This is a genomic window from Methylomonas lenta, from assembly GCF_001644015.1.
GTDB classification, from domain to species: Bacteria; Pseudomonadota; Gammaproteobacteria; order Methylococcales; family Methylomonadaceae; genus Methylomonas; species Methylomonas lenta.
In genome coordinates this window covers 1-18901 of the sequence record NZ_LUUI01000026.1, presented here as the reverse complement: position 1 = coordinate 18901, position 18901 = coordinate 1, and the positions used below count along the sequence as shown (strand labels likewise).

The 18901-nt window shown below is 46.6% G+C and carries 14 protein-coding genes; 8 read left to right on the top strand and 6 right to left on the bottom strand.

All coding sequences use genetic code 11. The annotated features are described in order from the left end of the window. The first annotated feature begins 329 nt into the window (after positions 1–329). The 4 genes from A1359_RS01855 (at position 330) to A1359_RS01840 (ending at position 6424) form a co-directional block, all read left to right on the top strand. Entirely contained in the window at positions 330–1976 is a 1647-nt protein-coding gene (locus A1359_RS01855; protein WP_066977163.1) for a SulP family inorganic anion transporter, read from the top strand. A 100-nt stretch (positions 1977–2076) separates the two neighbouring features. Beyond that, positions 2077–3504, top strand: a complete 1428-nt coding sequence (locus tag A1359_RS01850) for a sensor histidine kinase (RefSeq protein ID WP_066977160.1) — start codon at positions 2077–2079, stop codon at positions 3502–3504. A 37-nt stretch (positions 3505–3541) separates the two neighbouring features. Further along, positions 3542–4936 (top strand): sigma-54-dependent transcriptional regulator, encoded by a 1395-nt coding sequence (locus A1359_RS01845; protein WP_066977213.1) that lies wholly within the window; start codon positions 3542–3544, stop codon positions 4934–4936. Between the two features lie 231 nt (positions 4937–5167). Continuing rightward, positions 5168–6424: a lipopolysaccharide biosynthesis protein gene (locus tag A1359_RS01840; protein WP_066977157.1), complete on the top strand. Its 1257-nt coding sequence runs from the start codon at positions 5168–5170 to the stop codon at positions 6422–6424. A 30-nt stretch (positions 6425–6454) separates the two neighbouring features. Here A1359_RS01840 and A1359_RS01835 read toward each other — a convergent pair whose 3' ends face one another. Further along, the gene (locus A1359_RS01835; RefSeq protein ID WP_232322076.1) at positions 6455–7924 is read right to left on the bottom strand and encodes a choice-of-anchor I domain-containing protein; all 1470 of its coding nucleotides are present in this window, start codon (positions 7922–7924) and stop codon (positions 6455–6457) included. Between the two features lie 178 nt (positions 7925–8102). Then, positions 8103–9575 carry an OprO/OprP family phosphate-selective porin gene (locus A1359_RS01830; RefSeq protein ID WP_066977151.1) on the bottom strand — a complete coding sequence of 491 codons (1473 nt, stop codon included), beginning with the start codon at positions 9573–9575 and terminating at the stop codon, positions 8103–8105. A gap of 248 nt (positions 9576–9823) precedes the next feature. Between A1359_RS01830 and A1359_RS01825 the strand changes: the two genes are divergently transcribed. Next, positions 9824–10819, top strand: coding sequence for a class I SAM-dependent methyltransferase (locus A1359_RS01825; RefSeq protein WP_232322075.1), 996 nt, complete (start codon positions 9824–9826; stop codon positions 10817–10819). A 7-nt stretch (positions 10820–10826) separates the two neighbouring features. Here the strand turns inward: A1359_RS01825 and A1359_RS01820 are convergent, their stop codons facing one another. From A1359_RS01820 to accA, 4 genes are all read right to left on the bottom strand, one after another. Further along, positions 10827–11024, bottom strand: a complete 198-nt coding sequence (locus tag A1359_RS01820; protein ID WP_066977149.1) for a hypothetical protein — start codon at positions 11022–11024, stop codon at positions 10827–10829. Positions 11025–11026: 2 nt separating this feature from the next. Continuing rightward, complete coding sequence (locus A1359_RS01815) at positions 11027–11221, bottom strand: hypothetical protein (RefSeq protein ID WP_066977147.1); 195 nt, start codon at positions 11219–11221, stop codon at positions 11027–11029. A gap of 515 nt (positions 11222–11736) precedes the next feature. Beyond that, a complete protein-coding gene (gene tilS, locus A1359_RS01805) occupies positions 11737–13074 on the bottom strand; it encodes a tRNA lysidine(34) synthetase TilS (RefSeq protein WP_066977143.1) in 1338 nt (445 codons plus the stop codon). A 60-nt stretch (positions 13075–13134) separates the two neighbouring features. Beyond that, entirely contained in the window at positions 13135–14109 is a 975-nt protein-coding gene (accA, locus tag A1359_RS01800; protein WP_066977141.1) for an acetyl-CoA carboxylase carboxyl transferase subunit alpha, read from the bottom strand. A 42-nt stretch (positions 14110–14151) separates the two neighbouring features. Between accA and A1359_RS01795 the strand changes: the two genes are divergently transcribed. The 3 genes from A1359_RS01795 (at position 14152) to A1359_RS01785 (ending at position 18320) form a co-directional block, all read left to right on the top strand. After that, positions 14152–15501 carry a replication-associated recombination protein A gene (locus A1359_RS01795; protein ID WP_456297531.1) on the top strand — a complete coding sequence of 450 codons (1350 nt, stop codon included), beginning with the start codon at positions 14152–14154 and terminating at the stop codon, positions 15499–15501. A gap of 83 nt (positions 15502–15584) precedes the next feature. After that, positions 15585–17699 (top strand): diguanylate cyclase domain-containing protein, encoded by a 2115-nt coding sequence (locus A1359_RS01790; protein WP_066977139.1) that lies wholly within the window; start codon positions 15585–15587, stop codon positions 17697–17699. Positions 17700–17930: 231 nt separating this feature from the next. Beyond that, complete coding sequence (locus A1359_RS01785; protein ID WP_066977136.1) at positions 17931–18320, top strand: hypothetical protein; 390 nt, start codon at positions 17931–17933, stop codon at positions 18318–18320. The last annotated feature ends 581 nt before the right edge of the window (positions 18321–18901 follow it).

Genomic DNA, 18901 nt, shown 5'->3' with positions numbered 1-18901 from the left:
TACCCACCGGAAAGCGGGTATCCAGTGCCATGGATGGCGAGTTTCGATCGTCCATGAAACCTGGCTTCCAGCAATCCCTGCCGGAATAACGATAGAAGAATGGGAATATGACAAAATAGAACTAAGCAGCGCTTAATACTAAATTTGGTTTATATAAACCGATTAGAATGGTTGAATCAAGCCTTTAGCCTTTGTTGATCAGGCTTATAACAAGCGGCCTCCAGACTAGTACGCTGTATCACTGCGCATTCTGCCTAAGACTTATACTTTTCCAGAAAATTGGCATAGTTCTGGCACATAGATAGTTTTCCTGCTTACTGAGATTAGTTATGCACCCATCTTCTTCAGCCCTAACCCCCAAAACCGGTCTTGTCGGGCTCAAGGAAAACTGGCACAGCGATTTATTGTCCGGCTTTCTGGTTTTTTTGATTGCACTGCCGCTTTGTCTGGGTATTGCTATGGCCTCGGGTTTTCCGCCCATGGCAGGCATTATCTCCGCTATTATCGGCGGCTTGCTGGTTTCCAGAATTAGTGGCTCGTATGTGACAATTAATGGCCCTGCAGCAGGCTTGATCGTGGTGATTCTGGATGCCGTGCAATCATTGGGACAAGGCGATGCCATGGCTGGTTATCGCTATACACTCGCAGCCATCGTCGTGGCTAGCATATTGCAAGTATTGCTGGGTGTATTCAAGGCCGGCAAACTCAGTGCGTTTTTCCCCTCATCGGTTGTGCACGGTATGTTGGCGGCAATTGGGATTATCATCATGGCCAAACAAATACATACTTTGCTGGGAGTTAAACCGACTGCAGGCTCCTTACTGGGCAGCATTGCCGAAATTCCGCATTCGATTATCGAAATGAACCCGGAAGTCTCTATCATTGGATTATGTGGTCTAGCATTATTGATTGCCTGGGCCTTAATCAAAAACACCCATTTAAAAATGATTCCAGCCCCCTTATTAGTAGTGCTAATGGGCTTGGCTTTGGGGCAATACTTTGATTTGGACCATATTCATAAGTATCTATTTTTGCCCGATGCGGAAATTTTACCTCATCACGAATTCTCAATAGGCCCAGCATTTTTAGTGGCAGTACCAGAGAATTTCATGTCAGGTTTTTATTTTCCGGACTTTTCCAAAATTGCCAGCTATGAATTCTGGATAGCGGTGATTACTATTTGGCTAGTGGGCAGTTTAGAAAGCTTGCTAAGCGCCTCGGCAGTGGACAGACTGGACCCTTACAAACGCGACTCTAATCTGAATCGTGATTTGGCCGCTGTCGGTGCAGGTAACGTGTTGGCTGGACTGCTCGGCGGTTTACCCATGATTGCAGAAATCGTGCGTAGCTCTGCCAACATCAATAATGGCGCCAAGACCGGCTGGGCTAACTTTTTTCACGGTCTATTTTTACTGATTTTTGTGGCCTTGTTTCCCAAATTGATTCACGAAATCCCCCTGTCATCGTTGGCTGCCCTATTGGTGTTTACTGGCTTTCGCCTGGCATCACCCAAAGAATTTGCTAAAACCTTGGCAGTAGGCTGGGATCATTTCGCAGTGTTTGTATTTACCATTATCGGCGTATTGGCAACTGATTTATTAGTCGGCGTAGCGATTGGTATCGTGGCAGAATTACTGATTCATCTCAGCCGCGGACTTAAACTAAGTCATATGTTTTCTATGGCTTACCATGTTAATCAAACGTCTGAAGACACCTACCATATTACCGTCAGTGGTTCTGCAGTGTTTTCCAACTTCATCAGTTTGAAAAGTTTGTTGGCCGACTTTCCGAAGCAGCAAAATGTATTTTTTGATTTGAGCGAGTCAGATTTAATCGATCACACCGTCATGGAGTTTATTCATCACTTTACTGAAGAATATAATCTAGCGGGCGGCCTATGCAACATTGTAGGTCTGGATAAGCATGAAAGCTTCTCTAACCACCATTTGGCTGCGCGTCGTAAAATGGCCGATTAATGCCAGCGTAGAGACGCAAGCTTTTGCGTCTCTACATTCTAAAATCGATTAAGCTCAAAATTGTTAATTGAAACCTTAGTCCCCTACCTAGATCAAGCCCATGCGTCAGTTGCTGTTCAGACCAATTATCTTCGTTACCCTGATTATGGGCCTGCTGGTACTAGGCGAACTGCTAGCCATTGGCCGACTCACCTGGTTGAATGACCAACGCATACACACCATCCAAACCGACCTCGGCAAGGGACATCATCTGCAGCAAACCATTTTCGAACTGCTGCAACTACAATCAACATTAGCCGCACACCAAAACGACCCATCGGTAAACAACGAACAAATCACCGAATTACAAAGCCACCTGCTGGATTTATTGCAAAACCATAACAGCGCCGACTTTTCTGTTCCGCTGGATTTGCACAGCTTGCAAGCTAAATTTGCTAAGGCCATACAGGGTGATTCGCAAGCGCTGGTCGATACTATGAATCTGATTCAGGATTTACTGGATCAACAAACCGATGAAGAGGAAAAACTGCTGATCAACGTGGAAGACGACAGCAAGTTGGAGTTACAACTAGCCATCATTTTGCCGCTGCTATTATTCTGGATCGGACATTATTTTTTTCGCAATAATGTTCTGGAGCCGCTAGATGCTTTGCGCATGTTGTTATCAGGCTTGGCGGAAGGCGTCAAACAACCGATCAATTACAAAACCGCCGACCCTATCCTGAGTGACTTATTCGAGCGCTATAATCACCTGGTCGCGCATTTAATCGAACTGGAACAATCACACTTAAATTACACCAGCCACCTGGAAAGTCAGGTGCGTAAAACCAGTCATGCTTTGCTGGAGCAAAGCCAGCGCTTGGCCAAAGCCGAACGCTTGGCAGCGTTAACTGAAATGGCCGCCAGCACGGCTCATGAATTACGTAACCCGTTAGCGATTATTCAAGTAGCACTGGAAAACATACAATCTGAATCCAGTGACCCGGAATTACGTGAGCGGATTGGCCTGCTACATCGTGAAGTGCATCGCCTAACCAAGCATCTCAATGACCTACTCAGCAGCGCCCGCAACAGCAACGAAACCGCTCAAACCATCGATATCCATCAAGTCGCCCAGGAATTACTGACCCTACTGAGCTATCAAGTGAACGAAAATGTCCAGTTTGAAATTCACAGTCAAGCCAATATGTTCGCCTTGTTACCAGAAACCGAATTCAGACAAGTGCTGTTAAATCTATTACAAAACGCCGTGCAAGCCATCGGCGACCAGCCCGGCAAAGTGCAAGTCGACATCAAGCAAGAACAGCAACAATTGATAGTGACAGTCAGCGACAGTGGCGGTGGTTTTAACCCTGAACTGTTACAACAAGGCATTCGGCCTTTCGTCAGCTTAAAAGTAAAAGGCAGCGGTTTGGGCTTGGTCATGGTACAGCGCTTTATTAGAGAACAGCGCGGCAACCTGAAGTTGGAAAACAACAGCGCCGGTCATGCCAGCATCAGCCTGAGCTTACCGCTCAACCCGGCCTAGCCATCGCAAAGCCTATCATCCCGAGATAACTAACATGATGACCAATACCCTATTAATCATTGAAGACGAAGCCCTGCTCGGCGCCGAACTGGCACGATTCTTTAGAAAAGTAGACTGGGAAGTCAACGTGGTCGATTCCTTGCAACAAGCCGAAAAACTATTACGCGAACAAAATCTGGATCCGTTAGTGGTGTTGTCAGACATGAATCTACCGGACGGTAATGCCCTGGATTTCTTAGAAAGACTCAAACCCGATATCGACAGTAGTGAATGGATCTTTTTGACCGGCTATGGCAGCGTTGCCGACTCGGTGCGCGCCGTGCGCTTGGGCGCGTATGACTTTATCGAAAAGCCTTGCTCGCTGGATAGACTGAACCTGCTGGTAGAAGGTGCAGCCCGCAGCGCTCGCGCTCAAAGGCGGGTGCAATTACAAAACGCCAGCCAAAACAGCCAATACAGCATAGACAGCCTGATAGGCGAAAGCCCGTCCATGCAATCTTTGCGTAGCATGCTCAGACAAGTAGTGAATGTGCCCTTCTCCAGCCTGATCGTCAGCGGCGAAACGGGTACAGGTAAAGGCATGATTGCCCGTATTTTGCATTATTCCGGCATTCGCTCTCAAGCTCCGCTGGTTGAGATCAATTGTGCCGCTTTACCGCGTGAACTATTAGAAGCAGAATTATTCGGCTACGAAGCCGGTGCCTTTACCGGTGCCAAAAAACGCCACCGTGGTTTGTTTGAACAAGCCCACACCGGCACCCTGTTTCTGGATGAAATCGGCGAAATGGACCTTGATTTACAAAGCAAGCTGTTAAAAGCCGTAGAAGATTTGCGTATCCGCCGCTTGGGTAGTGAAACCGAAATCAGCGTGGATGTGCAAATCATCGCCGCCACCAATCTGGATTTAGTGGAAAAGGTGGCCGAAGGTTTGTTCCGCCGCGATTTGTATCATCGCTTAAATGTCATCAACATTCGCATTCCTGCTTTGAGCGAACGCAAGCAAGATTTGGAACAACTGGTGCCGCAATTCATCGCCGACTGCAATCGTAAATCGGCCAAATCAGTCAGCCATATTTCTGCACAAGCCTGGCAAGCCATTAAAGCTTACAACTGGCCGGGTAATATTCGAGAACTGCGTAATGTGCTGGAACGCTGCGTGTTATTAGCCAATGATGAGAACTTACCCATTGAATGGTTGCAACTGCAGGCCCCACAATCGCAAATTAGTGGCATCCAAGCCAGCGCCAATCAACAAGGCGTATTCATTCCGCTGGACGGCAGTTTAAACCTGCATGAAATGGAAAAATTCATTATCCAGGAAGCGCTAAACCGCACGGATGCCAATGTCACCGCCGCCGCCCGTATGCTTGGCACCACCCGGGAAACTCTGCGCTACCGAGTTCAGAAGTATCATTTGAAGTGTAACTTTTAAACCTGCCGGCGTGCTGACATGCACTGTAACATTTCTCGGTATCGATCAAGGTTACAATAGCCTGCATGAATGCTGCGTGCCGAATCGATTACCGCGTAATCGTAGTTGTAACCCGCAGATTACCGCCTATGTGAGGCTGTCGTAAAAGGGTTTGATACCCTAAATAAAGTCAACGCACAAAATTCATTGAACCCAAAATTTTCCGTCCACCCAAACAATTTCAGCTCCTTGATGCTATTTGCTCTCAGTCTGGGTAATTATGCCTTGATGTACTGGGCCAATATTTACTTAGCCAGGCATCTGCAAATCGGTGAGTTTGACGATTACAGCGTTGCCATTTCAGTCGTGACCCTACTGTCTACATTGGCCACCCTAGGACTGGAAAAATACGCCCTGCGCATCATAGCCTTGTATATAGAGCGACAAAACTGGCCAAGGCTGCGCGGCTTTTGGGTGTTTTCCCTGCGCAGCATTGTTTTGTTCAGCCTGTTGTTGATGGGGGTGATGAGCCTGGGACTGGAAAGTTTTTTACTCTGGCAGCAAGCCGACTTCCATATCGCCATTGTCATTTACGCCGGGTTTTTGCCGGTGATTGCCGTGTGCCTGTTTTTAATCGAAGTGATTACGGTGTTCGGCGCGCAGGTCCTGGCCTTGGTTTTATACCGTTTTTTCTTACCTGCTGTGTTTCTACTATTGATCATACTGTTAAATGATTTTCAGCTGGATATCACTGCAGTCTCTGCCGTGCTGTGTTTCGGAACAGCCTGGTGCTTAACTCTGGGCTGCCTGTTGATTTGCGCAAAGACTTTTGGCCCTGACGCCCTTCAGAAGACTAAAGTCAACCGCAGAGGCGGACGCTGGTGGCTTAAAAAATCCCTGCCCTTATTGATCAGTAGCTTGATGATGACGATATTGACCAGCGCCGGCACCATCATCTTGGAAATTCTGCATCCTTCGGAATCCGTAGTAGGTATTTATGCGGTGGTCATGCAAACCACAGCCTTGATCTCGGTCATCGGCACCTCCACCAATCGCTATTATCTACCGATGCTGGTGGTATTACTCGAACGGCATGAACCGCAACAGATTCATACGCTGCTAAACAATCGCATGACTCTATTCGGCAGCTTTATTCTGGTTTTTCTGTCACTGATAGTCGCCAGAGGCCAGCAGATACTGGCATTGTTCGGAGCTGATTTTGCCGAGGGTTATCAAGCTTTGTGCATTAGCGCCTGTGGTGCTGTGATCATGGCGCTGTATTCCTATGCGCCTTATTACCTTCAGTTCATGGGCCGTAATCGTTTGGTGGTCGGCTCATTATCGATAACCGCAATCAGCATGGTTATCTTGAGTTTTATTCTAGGTCGGCAATACGGCGCAACCGGGGTCTCCCTGGCCTTTACCCTGCCGACTTTGCTGCTGTTTACCAGTCTAAAATGGCTAGCCAGTCGACACATGTGTCAGTATCTGGCCATTAAAAGCCGGTAACTTTCACTACATACTAGTTTATGCCTTAGGCTAGTGCTCTATTTCCACCTTACCCTTAGTCAATTTAAAACAGGCCAGCGTACCGTTCATTTCGTTAGCCGAGAGCACATAGTGTTCGCCGTTGCGTACGAAATGTGCAAGACCTTCTGGTGCGCGACTTTCATCGCCGGGTATTTTGCCCAAGGCCACTACTTTAGGTTGACGGGGGTTAGCCAATGAAATTAACACTAAAGCATCGGCACGCTCAAGCCCAACTACAGCCCAAGCATGTCCCTCCATTTCAAATGCGACCACCCCTTCCGGCTCGGCACCTTTTTTATTACTGCGCCTATCCGGATACACACTATGAGCAAAGGTGATTTCATCCAGTTGATTGCCCGTATCAGCGACAAAATCGCCGGTTTTGGCATCAAACACACTCATGGTTCTACCGCCACTTTGCAAAGGCTCTTCACCTTCTTCGGCGTCAGTATCGGTATCGCCTTCGTCAGCGGTCAGAAAATATCGGCCATCCGGGGTCAAGGCAATGCCGTCTGGCTCGCGTAAAGCCATGACATTATCATTAAACTGCACCCAGCCATCAGATTGTCGGTCGGCGCCATGTTCGGCCACGCCCATATTGAAATAGCCCAACACCCGGCGATTTTCCACATCCACTTCGGCCACTTCATTGGTTTCCTGCAAAGTCACATAGGCTCGCTTGGCATCCGGCGACAGCGCGATATACTCCGGCTCCAGTAAAGTTTTAGAATTTGGAGTCATCGGAATCAAGATTTTGGCTTCACCTTTTTTTTCGTTGCCGTACACATCAGCGCCGTCAAATCGGCCAAGCTTCACATGTTTATTATCGATCTTGCCATTACCATCGAAATCGGTTTGCTTGGTGACTTTGCCATCACCATCCCAGTCGATTTCACGCTCCAGAAAATGGCCTTTTTCTGCCACGATAAAACCTTCTCTATGCATCACATCCGCCAATTCAATATTGGCATTAGCTTTGATACGGCCTCTTTGATCTAACCGAATGATAGAGATGCTACCCTCGGCAGAAAAAAATTCGCCGGTGACTTTATCAAACGTAAAAGCTTCCCCTTCATTAGCCACCAACATCACAGCGCCATCTTGAGAAAATACCACGGCATCAGGCCCATAACCTACTTCGACATGATCTAATAACGCACCATTGCTGGCCGAGCGTATTTCCACCCGTCCGCGCTCGTCGCCAGCATCAATCACCGCTGCAAAAACATCCAGCGTTGGATGAAATGCCACCGAGGTAAATTCTTCATCTTTTTGCAGCCCCAAATTAAAGCGATTAATGCGCGAAATTTTTGCCGACTGACTGATATCCAGTATATCCGCCTCACCGGTTTTGTAATTACTCAACACTGCGCGCAAAGTCGATTGCTGTACGCTGACAATTTCGGTGCCCTTATCATGTCCCGAGTGATACAAACAATCGGGTTTTAAATGCCAATCTGGCCTTGATGATTCGGACACGGGTTGAGTGCTACAGGCGGATATCAACAATGCACAAAGCAAACATATAGGTTTTTTCAAGAGAGTCCTCAAACAGTGTCACACCAAAGCTTGGCATCATAACGCAAAACTGGCTTCACAAAAAAAGCCGCGTCAGGTTACCCTGACACGGCTTAAATACGGCTTTATAGCCTGTGCTTTAGAACGCTAACTGACTACGTAACATAAAGACATCCACATTAGGCTCACCACCACCTACAGTTGTAATTGGCGTATTCGTCAAACTAAAGAATTTGTTATAGTCGGCCATGAAGCGAATATTGTCATTTAAATACCAGTTTAACGCTACAGTGATATTGGACATCTCGCCGCCGTGGATAATACCGCTGTTTAAATCCGCTTGAGAATAACGAGTCGCCAATTCCCATGCGCCCCAGGTACCATTTTTGAAACTAAAGTTGTTTTTAGGCTCAACTTTATAGAATTTGCCTTTTTTGTATTTACGCGATTCACCGGTGATGGTCCATGCAGCTTCTGTATACCAGCCATCAAACTCGGCATTTTGAGAACCATTTTCCCTATCTAGCCACATATGGGTATATTCACCACCGACGGTAAACGGACCATACAAGCCAGTGGCTTCCAAGCCTGCCATTTTAATGCTACTGACGTTGCTAATTGCTCCAGTATCAATTAAGTACAGGTTAGACATATGGGTGGTTTCAGAACGCAATTGTAAATTGTGACCATTGACTTCACCATTTGCGCTTGGATCGCGGTAATTACCCGCTACACCCAAATGTATGACTTTGGTTTTTTCGTTGATCGGTGCGTAGGTTGCACGGCTACTGATAGCCCAACCTTCTTGTCCGATATTATTAGTGTTATTGGGGGTAACCGTATCGCCAAAGACACCCACTTGAGCCGTCCAGTCTTTCTGGAAGCTACCGACGTCTAAACCGATCGCCCGATCTACGGTTGGTTCATTCAAAGCATTCATTAATGAACGCTCCATAAACAACATGTCGTTAGAACTTTCTTGTAACTCACGACTAAAGGCTTGTTTTTGTTGACCGGCGGTTATTTCCAGATCTTTTAAACCACTGTATTGCACGAACAAATCTTTAACGGCTACCTTATTATCGGCAAAGTCGAACTGACTTTTGAAATCCCAGTCTTGATAGAAAGTACCCAACATTTCCATCCGGGCACGGCGAATTTCCGTACCGTCGTCGGCCCCAACTGTATTACCTTTTGCGTTTACGAGATCATGATCACCACCACTGAATGTTGCATCGGTGTGGATACGGCCACCTAGTCTGAATTTGAAATCTTTATCGGCCGTTTCAAACTGTACACCTTTGCTATCCAGTTTAACCTTAACTTCTTCAGCCACTTTCATGTGCTCGTCCAACGCTTTCAGTTCGTTGTTTTTCAGCGCTAAATCTTGCTTGATTTCATCAATTTCCGCTTTCAGATTAGCTGAATCAGCCGGTTGCGATGAAGTGTCACCCACTTTTTGAAATTCACCTAACAATACCCGGCCACGACCAGGCTCAGCAAAAATTTGCTGAGTTTTAGTGTCGACGTACAAGTCCATCGCCAGCGCATCCGCCGCCAGACCTGCACCCAAAGCCGACGCCATGGCCAGACTCAGTTTAGTTAACTTCATTCTCAAATCTCCAAAGGTTTCGTAGTTAATGCTAAAAACTAAAGTGCAGACACTGGTTACAAAGGTTGCGTAACGGATTAAATTTCAAGAAATATCAATCCAACGGCCTGCAGTTGTGGCGAATTGTAAGGAGGAAATATGACAGTTTTATGACAGCAAGCCAGCAAACGCTAACTTATGCGACAAATAGTTGCTTTTTTGCGACAGCCATCTTAAAAGCCCGAGGCGAGGGAAAGTTTCTATAAGCAATGCCCATCTATGCTTTTTTGCAGGTCACGATTATCCTGGTGATTCTGTACAATCTGAATTTAAGTGTCGTTATTGATAACGACAGCTTTAACCAAACCAGCTATTTTTCTACGATTACCCCGATGAGCACAGCAAATCAATCTGAAATGAATTCACGTCAATACAGCAACGCCTGGTCAGATTACGAGCTACTGGACGCTGGCGACGGCAAAAAACTTGAACGTTGGGGGAAAGTCATCACCATCCGCCCTGAGATCCAAGCCCATTTCAAACCGGAATGGTCATTTGCTGAATGGCAAGACCTGGCGCATTGGCAGTTTGAAGAGATATCCTCTACCCAAGGTGAATGGAAAAAACTTAAGCCTCAGGCACCTGAACAATGGGGCATCAGTTATGAAAGCTTAAATTTCGGTCTAAAACTGACTAAATTCAAACATGTGGGTTTGTTTCCAGAGCAACAAGCAAACTGGTGCTTTATTAAAGAACATGTGAGTGCCGGGCAAAAAGTCATCAATCTATTTGCCTACACCGGCGCCGCGTCGCTGATCGCTCGTGCCAATGGCGCGGATGTGGTGCATGTGGACTCGGTGAAACAGATGCTGACTTGGGCCAACGAGAACATGGAGCGCAGCCAGCTTACAGATATAAAATGGGTGCTTGAAGATGCCTTGAAATTTGCCCGGCGTGAATTGAAACGCGGCAATCGATATGACGGTATCATCATGGACCCGCCCGCCTGGGGCTTAGGTGCCAAAGGTGAAAGATGGAAGTTGGAAAATCAGCTGCCTGATTTGTTAGAAGCCGCCTACGGACTAATGAACCCAGGCGGGTTTTTGATTCTTAATACCTATTCACCCAAAGTTGAATTGGCTGATTTAGCCCTGTGCGCCAAGCAATATTTTTCCGCCAACCAAGTGCAGATCAAAGAACTCTGGATGATGAGCAAAACCGGCAAAGCGCTTTTCTACGGAAATATATTACGAGCCATAAAATAAGCGGTTTTTATAAACCCTGATCGACATCGCTTCGTAAATTCGGCCATTGGCAAAAAGCAAACACCCAGATCATGATGACATTGACGACAGGCACCAACAGAACCAAACACCAGCGCCCATCCACCCCCGCTTTCTGCAGAATCCGATAACTCAACCATAGACAGAACAGCACAAAAATCGGCAAAATCATATAAAACAGTGTCATGATCAGCGCTCCTGTTTAGCGTTGGGCCAGGGTGTCAATGCAAGATGCATGAAAATGATTAATAAACCAAAACCAGGTAAAAACACCAGCGCCGCCCAGGCTGGATTCAAGCCAACTTTTTTGTAAATTAAAATCATCGGGATCAGAATCATCATACCGACGATGACTACTTGCAGAATTTCAGGAACCATTAACATTACGCACCTCCGGGAATTGCCGTGCGGTTAATCATCCCATGCTTTCGGGCAATTGCCAATTCAACCGGATGCGATTCAAACTGAGACAGAAAATCAAAAAAACCGCGAAGCGGAAATAAGCCGCAGGCTTGGTTTTTAATTCCCCTCAGCCGCGCCGAGCACCGAATGCTTTGAACGGAAACTGCCCGAAGGGGCGCGGCAGGGATGTCGCGCGTTTTTCGTAGGGCATGGATGCTCTTCGAAAAACCCCGTTCGAAGCGTTCGGAGCGCAGGATTCAAGCGGATGTGGGGCCGCCTTTTCTTTGGTGACTTTCTTTTCGACTTGCATGGATGCAGGAGTTAGAGCAATGCAGGAGCAATTGCCGAGGCGGTGCATAAATTCGTTTGGAACGAATTTGAACAGCCGATAGGCTGGCCCGAAGGGCGAAAACCATGGATGGTTTTCGTAGCAGAAAGTTACTCGGCTGTCGGGCCGAGCCCCGACTTCTAAATCAGCTTCGCAAAGCGTTTCCTTATTAAATTCGACTCAGTTCAAATTGCACCCAATTCAATCGATAACAAGCATCCGGATTGCAGGCGTAAGCCCACTCGGCTATCCACAATCCAGCTACTGCGGCCAATCTATCATCCAGATAGATTAGTGGCCGAGTCTCTCTTTCCCATGGCGGAATGCCGACTTCCTGAAATAATTTTTTTAAACTATGCTGACCTTCACGACCGGGAAGCTTGATTTTCTCTCCACCACTACGCGGTCTTATGCTGATATTGGCAGTATGCCAGAGCTGTTGATTTATGCCGGAGGATGCTGAAACGCGGGATAATCTATAGCCATTGGCTAAGGTCAAAGTCGGCGTTTCATTAGGCCAGGCCAAGCGGTCCGTTGGTTTTATACAATGTTGTTCTGTAAGGCAATATAGACGTTGGCGATATTTTTTTAAAACATGGCCTTGTGTGAGAATCTGCGGATGGGCATTAGGCCCGGCATCGACAAATTGTTGTTTGATTGCTTGCAATAAAGCCTGACTAGGTGGTTTTAAGCCAAATAAACCGAACCACTGCCTAATCAGCCAGTTGCTTTGTGGAACGCTAAAAGCTTTCAGCTGATCAATCGCCAGACTGTTATCCAAAGGCCTTACCAGCTGCGTAATCATCTGTTGACCCCAGTCATCCAGCAAGCTAACCGCTTCGCCACAATTTTGCGCGCTACGGGCAATGGTTTTATCTAGCGCTGGCCAGCGCTGTTTTAATATCGGCACCACTTCATTGCGCAAATAGTTACGATCGAAATCGTTGCTTTGATTGCTGGGGTCTTCGACCCAATCCAAGCCATGTCGTAGCCCATATTCCCGGATATCTGCTTTGGCGATATTTAACAGCGGCCGCAGCAAACTGCCCTCGCCAAAGGGTAACGATGCCGGCATGCCTGCCAAGCCTTGTACACCAGCACCACGAAACAATTGCAGCAGCAAGGTTTCCATCTGATCTTCGCGATGCTGAGCCAGTAATAAACAATCGTCCGTTTGGATTAAGCCCTGTAAGGCTTGATAACGTGCATTGCGTGCGGCGGCTTCAGGGCTTTCGCCATTTGCGGCCTGGGCGTCCACTTTCAGCCCAACAAAACTCACGCCCAGATTCTCAGCTTGCCGCCGACAATGCGCTCCCCAGTCGTCCGCCAGCGCTTGCAAACCATGATTAACGTAGACCGCGATGATTTTGGGTTTTAAATTGGCCTGAGATGCCACTAAATGCAGCAAAACGTGAGAATCGATGCCGCCACTATAGGCAATATAAATATTGCCCGAGCACGCTGGAATCTGAGATGCGATGGCTTGATAGCTGAGGCTGGGGGGCATAAGTTTGAAACAATAAAAAAGGCCGTGTTCAACGGCCTTTTACTCGGGAGGAAGCAGGCTTTATTTAACCGGCTCTTCGATATAAGCGCCAAAACGCATGATGCGTTGATAGCGTTTTTCCAGCATTCTGTCGAGATCCAAGGCTTCCTGATTCAATACATCCAGGTGCCGCAACAGCGCCTCACGTAAATTAAAAGCTACTTTTTCGAAGTTACGATGACCGCCGCCTACCGGTTCACGCACGACTTCGTCTAAAAAGCCTTGTTCACGCACACGATCAGAGGTAATACCCATGGCTTCCGCAGCCAGCTGGGCTTTGTCGGCGCTTTTCCATAAGATCGAGGCACAGCCTTCCGGCGAAATAACCGCATAGGTGCTATATTCCAGCATTATCAAACGATCACCCACCCCAATAGCTAAAGCACCACCGGAGCCGCCTTCCCCAATCACCGTGCAGATCACAGGCGTGCGTAGTTTAGACATTTCAAACAGATTACGGGCAATCGCTTCGCTTTGTCCGCGCTCTTCCGCGCCGATACCGGGATAAGCGCCCGGGGTGTCGATCAGGCAAATAATGGGCAAGTGGAAACGCTCGGCCATTTTCATAACCCGCAGGGCCTTGCGATAACCTTCCGGACGCGGCATACCAAAATTGCGGTAAATTTTTTCTTTGGTATCACGGCCTTTTTGATGCCCAATGACCACAACCGGCTGGCCTTCCAGACGCGCTAAGCCGCAGACAATGGCTGGGTCGTCAGCATAAGATCGATCGCCATGCAGCTCATGAAAATCGGTAAAAATCTGCTCGATATAATCCAATGTATAGGGGCGACCGGGATGACGAGATAATTGTGAAATCTGCCAATCCGATAAATTGCTGAATATACTTTCGGTCAGACTTTCGCACTTTTGTTCTAGCAGTTTTAGCGTCTCGGATATATCGAAATGGTTATCCAGCTCGACCTTGCGCAGCTCTTCGATCTTGGCTTGCAGTTCGGCTATCGGCTGTTCGAAATCTAAAAATTTTAAATCCATGTCAATCCGGCGTCAGAATCAATAAAATAAGCTGTAATTCTAATGAAAAATAGCGCTATTGCCTATCTGTTTTGCCTGACTATGAATAAAACTGCTTACTTCACCTCGCATGCCGACGCACCATTAGCGGCCCGAATGCGGCCGACGACATTGGATGAATTCATCGGCCAACAACATTTGCTGGCCAAAGGCAAATCGCTGCGTGCCGCTATCGATCAGGGTATGCCGCATTCGCTGGTGTTCTGGGGGCCACCTGGGGTCGGTAAAACCACCTTGGCTAAAATCATTGCCAATAGCGCTCAGTGCCATTTCATCGAATTATCCGCAGTGATGGCCGGGGTAAAAGAAATCCGTGCCGCTGTCGCTGAAGCGGAAGATATAAAGCTGACCCGTAACCTGAATACCGTCGTTTTCATAGACGAGATTCATCGATTTTCCAAAAGCCAGCAAGATTCATTGTTGGCACCCATTGAAAGCGGGGCAATTATTTTATTTGGTGCCACGACCGAAAATCCATCTTTTGAACTCAATAATGCCTTGTTATCGCGACTTAGAGTCTATGTCATGCGCAGCATTGAGCCGCAAGCGTTGACAGAACTGTTGCAAAATGCCTTAAGCGACCAGCAACGCGGCCTTGGCGAACATAATTTAGTCATCAGTAGCGAAGTATTGGAAATGATCGCCAAGGCTGCAGATGGCGATGCCCGTCGCTGTTTGAATATTCTGCAAATTGCCGCCGATTTAGCGGAAACCATAGATGGACAGGAAGTTGTCAATCGTGAGGTATTAGATGAAGTACTTCAGGGCCATGCCAACCGTTTTGATAAAGGCGGCGACATTTTTTACGATCAGATTTCAGCCCTGCATAAATCCGTACGCGGCACCGATCCGGATGCGGCTTTGTATTGGTTTGCCAGGATGATTGACGGTGGCTGTGACCCTTTGTACATTGCCCGGCGAGTCATACGCATGGCCTCAGAAGACATCGGTAACGCCGATCCGCGTGGACTTGAACTAGCCTTGAACGCTGCACAGGCCTATGAAAGATTAGGTAGTCCGGAAGGCGAGCTGTCGTTGGCGCAAGCTATTGCCTACCTGGCTTGCGCACCCAAAAGCAATGCGGTATATGTAGCTTACAAAGCCGCCATGGCTGATGTCCGTAATACGGGCTCGCTGGAAGTGCCGGTACATTTACGCAATGCACCGACCAAACTGATGAAAGAACTCGGTCATGGTGCTGATTACCGCTATGCGCATGATGAAGCCAACGCTTTTGCTGCCGGCGAAAATTATTTTCCGGAGGCTTTGAAAAATCGCCGATACTACTTTCCGGTTGAGCGAGGACTGGAGATTAAAATCAAAAGCAAACTGCAGTTTTTGCGTAAACTTTGATGGTTAATATTGAACAATCAAAGCAAACTCACACCTAAATTCGGATCAGCAGTAACCATTAACCTGTATCGCCAATTATCGTTATGAGCAGCATTAACAGCTTATCGTTTAAACGTCGCGACAGCTATCTTCTGCTAGCGCTTGGCCTTATAGCAACTAGCTATGCCCTACAGGATATTAATTGGGAAGGTAGTGTATCGCTACACACATTGATGGAATCGCTCGCCACGCTTTTGGCGTTTTTCGTCGGTGGTTTGGCCTTGATACGATATTTTAGTCAGGGTGATAGACAATTTTTGTATGTTGGCGCCGGCTTTATCGGAACCGGATTTCTCGATGCCTATCATGCCGTCGTGACATCGGCATTTTTCTTACCCTACATGCCCTCGACTTATCCGCATCTGGTACCTTGGAGCTGGATAGCCTCACGTTTATTTTTGTCGCTTATGCTATTTATTAGCTGGTTGTTAGATTATCGTTATCACAATCAACCTATGTCTGCACGTCATTCGACAACGGTGCTTTGGCTGACAGCACTGGCGACAATGTGTTGCTTTCTATTTTTTGCCTTGGTGCCACTACCTGACGCCAGTAATGCCAACTGGCCGATACCCCGCCCCTATGATCTAGTACCGGCCGCCATGTTTTTACTGGCTCTGATCGGCTATCTGCGTAAAGGATTGTGGCGCGAAAACGATTTTGAACACTGGCTGGTGTTATCTCTGATTGTGGGTTTTGCGACCCAAAGCGTGTTTATGCCCTTCTCAACTCACGTCAACGACACCGAATTCAACCTAGCCCATCTACTTAAAAAAATCAGTTACTTGTTGGTACTGATAGGTTTATCAGTCAGTCTTTATCAAACGTATGCTGCGCTCAAACGGGAAACTGAGCGTAGGCTGGCTGTCGAGAATGAACTGCGGATCGAGGCAGAGGTTCTGGCAAGAAATGAGCGCTGGTTTAAAACCATTGCCGACTATACCTATGACTGGGAGACCTGGTTTTCACCCCAAGGGGAAGTACTCTACAGTAGCCCTGCCTGCGAACGAATTACCGGCTTTCCAACACTAGCCTTTCAAACCGGTGCTTTGACAATGGAATCAATATTGTCCCCCAAAGAAAGAGTTGATATTGCTAGGCATTTCCAGCAGATTGACGATCGTGGACCTGAGGAATTGGAATTTAGAATCATCACTAAAAGTGGTGAGGAGCGCTGGATTAATCATATTTGTCACCCGGTTTATGATGAAACTGGCTGCTTTGTCGGCAGAAGAGGCAGTAATCGTGACATTACTCAGCGCAAATTGGCCGATTTGGAAAACATGGCTTTAAGAGCGGCTATTCGTAAAGCACCCGCTGCCGTGGTGATTACTAATGCGGCAGGCACGATTGAATATGTAAATCCCAAATTTGAAGAAATTACCGGATATGCGAAACAAGAGGTGTTGGGTAAAAATCCAAGGGTGTTAAAGTCTAATGAACATCCGAAAGAGTTTTATGAACATCTTTGGGCAACCTTAATTTCAGGGCATACCTGGACCGGCGAAATTTATAACAAACGCAAAGATGGTGGTTTATTTTGGGAACATGCGGCGATTTCGCCTATCATGGATGAAGAAGGTAATATCTGGAAATATGTGGCTGTTAAACAAGATGTTACCGAAAGTAAAAAGCAGGCAGAAATGCTTTATCAACAAGCCAATTACGACATATTAACCAAATTACCCAATCGAAGTTGTTTCAACGACCGCTTCCAACTGGCCTTCAAAAAGATCAGCCGTGTCAACAAAGGTTTGGCATTGATGATGTTGGATCTGGATTATTTTAAGGCTGTTAACGATAATTTAGGCCACGATGCCGGAGATATATTACTGAAACAAGCGGCGGAACGCATGCTCAATTGTGTTCGGGAAACCGATGCCGTTGGCAGGATAGGCGGTGACGAATTTATGGTATTGATTGAAGGCTATGAGGATACGACTATAGCTGAAGAAATAGCGCAAAGATTGGTTGATGAGTTGGCCAAGCCTTTTAGGGTTTTAAATCAGTCTTGCGTCATTTCTGCCAGCATAGGCTTGGCGTTTTTTCATGCTGGTATAAACAGTGCAGAAGCACTACAGAAAAATGCCGACATTGCTCTCTATCAAGCCAAAAACAAAGGCCGAAATGGCTGGGTGCTTTTTACCAACCAACTATAAGTAGCTGTTATATAGACATATTAACGGATACTTGCGTAAGCTAGTAAAAGATTAGCATTGGTCTTGTCGATCCAAAACATATCACTATTCAAGCCTGTTTTGCTTAACCATGCATCAGGATGTACCAGAGCTAAACAGCATTCGTTTAGCCTAATAAGTTTATTTCCTTTAGTTATCAGATAGGGGCGAGTAGAATCGAAAATGCATTAATTAGCAAATAGGAAAATAATAATGAATAAAATATATGCGTCGCTGATTCTCCTCGCCTTATCCTTATGGGTTCCTTCGATTTATGCAGATATTGCCCTGCAATCCAAAGATGAAGTACAAGGCTCCTGGAAACTGGATCACACCAAAAAATCAATATCCAGCTCAGAAGTCATCCCGCGTGAAGACACCTGGAATTTCAAAGACGGCAAAGTCACTATTTTGCACATTCCACGCGAAGGGGTGTTCTACGATCAACCGCCAGTCAATTATGAAATAGTAGAGGGTAAACTAAATGTTGCTATTTTGGGTAGACCCGATAAGTTTGAAGTTTTTTCTTTGCTTGATAAAGACGATAAAAATATGACATTGAAAGGCAAGTTTGGCGTTTTGTATTTTTTTGTTAAAAAATAAAGCCATCATTCGCCTCTCTCTTTGAAAGAAGAGAAAGAAGAAAGGTGAGCCATTAAACTACAGCGAGACTAGCCAAACCAATACTGCTAATATCCCCATTACTGGAAACGGTAATGGGGATTTTTTGTTTTATTAGACAGTGGACGACTGTGCTCGACCCCTATGTATAGTGCCCAACTATGTATAGCTGTAAATTTCTATTGGTGGCAAAGCTTGGTTTCTCTGACATGTGAGCCAACCATCAGTCGATAAGCTTTACATAGTTTTGCCGGAGTTGTGAGGTGCGGATTTAGTCGATCCAGACAATTCAATGAATATTTGCCAGACGCTACATATCAAGATGGCTGATGATTGCCAATTGTCACTGTTCAGTTGATGATTTCACGGTTCACTTGCTTGAATTTTGTCATGCATATCCGGTTTCTAGTTGCCATCCAGCAGGTAATGAATTTATGCGACTCCTTCAAACAGTAAAACTATGTATAGCACTCTACAGGTAGTCGCTGGTAACACGTGGTGTGCATGTCAAATTAAATCTTTTCTATACATAGTTGGGCACTATACATAGTGAAGAGGGTTTT